Source organism: Microscilla marina ATCC 23134, from assembly GCF_000169175.1.
In the GTDB taxonomy this organism is placed as follows: Bacteria; Bacteroidota; Bacteroidia; order Cytophagales; family Microscillaceae; genus Microscilla; species Microscilla marina.
This window is the reverse complement of the sequence record NZ_AAWS01000115.1, coordinates 1-2,209: the sequence shown is the minus strand read 5'-3', so window position 1 is coordinate 2,209 and position 2,209 is coordinate 1. Positions and strand designations below refer to the sequence as shown.

Sequence of the window (2,209 nt, the reverse complement as noted above, 5' to 3'; positions counted from 1 at the left end):
ATTTTGAAGACTACATTTTTTTCGTCTTCATCCAGCAAAGCAATCAATTTTACCTTTTCAGTGAGGCTTTTATCTCCTATAGTTATTTCTTCAGGTACATTCCCGTCAAAATTAACAAGCTCATCAATAGTCATCTCAAAATATTTAGCAATTGCATTGGTTGCTTCAAGTGATAAGTCCCCACTAGTGTGCATTTTAATGCGTTCCTTTTTTCTACGAGTGAGGAATGCATTTGTTTCTTTCAGCCCCCGCTGGTGTAAGTCGCCTCGGGTGCGCCGCCTTACTCAATATAGATTAAGTTAAAATCAGTTTGCTTGTACCACTCAATGGTACAAAGTTAGAGGTGGTGACCGTACCAATGCGGGCGAAGTATTGAAATATTACGCATCTCACGGCAAACGTACTTGTATATAGTTGATTTGTTTGATATACCATTTTTTCTTGTCAATAAAGTTACAGGTGAAAAGTACCAGGCATAGCTCACTATTAAAGCTGGCCTACCCCTCCTGCACCATCATTGCCCCATTGATCTTACGGACAATCTCCTGTACAATAAAATCGGCTGATTGTTGCACCTCCTGACCTTTGGCATCCAGGTTGTTGATGCTGTCTACGTTCATGCCGATGATGTTGCCAATGGTAATATTGATATTGACCTGTTTGCTGCCTCCGCCTGTGATTTTGTTCATGCCACTCGCACTGGTGGCCCCACTGCTGCCCTCCGGGGTTGCCTTGGTGGTTTTACCAGATTGTTTAGTGGGGGCAATCAAGGTGTTGAAAGCCGCACCAGTCATCGTATCCACCGTTTTTTTCTTGCGGTCTTCGTTGAACTGGTCTATCTCATCCTGTAGTTTTTTGAAGCGTTTTTTGCGTTCTTTTTCTTCCTTTTCCTGTTGTTCTTCGGCGGGAGTTTTAGGCTTTGGCTTTTGGATTTTATCCTTTTGTTTTTGACTCACGCTGTCTGCTTCTTTCGACATCACCCCAATCAGGCGTAGCCCTTGTTTGATCTTGTTGAACACCCAGCTAAACTTGTCAATCAACCAGTTGAACAAATCGCCTATGCCACCAAATACTTTGCCCACAATGGTACCCAAACCTTCAAAGGCAACCCCTACCACTTTGAGCAAAATGCCCCCAATCCACAAAAAGAGCTTACCCAAAGGAGTGAGCAGACGTAAAATCACCCGAAGTACCGGACGCAAACCATTGATCACGGCAGTGACTCCTCCCATGACACTCCCCAGCAAGCCCCCTACATCTACATTTGCCCGAAACGAATCGGCAAGCTGGTAGACAAAAGGTAGTACCATATTTACTACCCCGGTAATTGCCTTCCAGATGTGACCAAAATTATCTATTAAGGTGTTTGCCACGTTGAGCACCACTTCAATGAGAGGGGATAATGCCCCAATCAGGTTGCCCGCAATGTTCCACACGTCCTGGCTGACTATCAGCAGGTTGGTGCGCAGCCCACCCAGGAGTTGCTGAAGACGATCTTTCATGGGGGCAAAGGTAGTGACCAGGCGACCAATCAACCCTGAGATATTAGCAAGCATCGTGGCAATAAAAGGCGAGACAAAGCTGACTGCCTGGGCAATGCCCTGTACCACTTCTTTTACGCCAAGTGAAGCATTGCCAAAGTCGCCCAGACTACCTTGTGCCCCCAACAAATCGCGTTTGAACTGCCCAAAGGCTTTACGTAAAGGTGCAAAAGCATCGCTGAGGGTTTTGTAATACGTTCCGAAGTTTTCGCCCAGGTTGCTCAGCACCCCTATCATTGATTGAGTCATCCGGCGCAGGAAAGGGTCAAAGCGGTCGCCGATTTCAATCATCAACCCACTAAAAGCTGACTTTGCCTTGGTGACATCCCCCGCCAGGTTATCTTCCATGGTTTTGGCCATTTTTTTGGCAGTACCTTCAGAAGTTGCCAGAATCAGATTGTACGCCTTGAGTGCCTCCGCTCCTTTGAGTACAGTCTCTCCTCCATTTTTGAGGGCAGCCTGCAAACGTTTTTCCCCAATGAGTCGCTTCATCAGCGCTACCTGGGTGGCATTGGTGGCATCAATTTGTATTTTTTTTCGGGTGTCAAGTAAAGTTGAAAAGTTTTTAAGCGCGTTGGCGCCAAAAAGAGTAGATAAAGTCGCTTGCTTTTGCCTGTCAGTCATATTGGCGGTGACCCGTTCAAGCTCCTGGGTCATGCTGGCCAGCC

At 46.4% G+C, this 2,209-nt stretch carries 2 protein-coding genes; both read right to left on the bottom strand.

The window, feature by feature from the left end:
• The coding region (locus M23134_RS37080) for a hypothetical protein (protein ID WP_002706223.1) at positions 1-194 on the bottom strand (194 nt) is incomplete at its 3' end.
• A 303-nt stretch (positions 195-497) separates the two neighbouring features.
• On the bottom strand, positions 498-2,209 hold a 1,712-nt coding region (locus M23134_RS37075; RefSeq protein ID WP_045115097.1), incomplete at its 5' end, for a phage tail tape measure protein.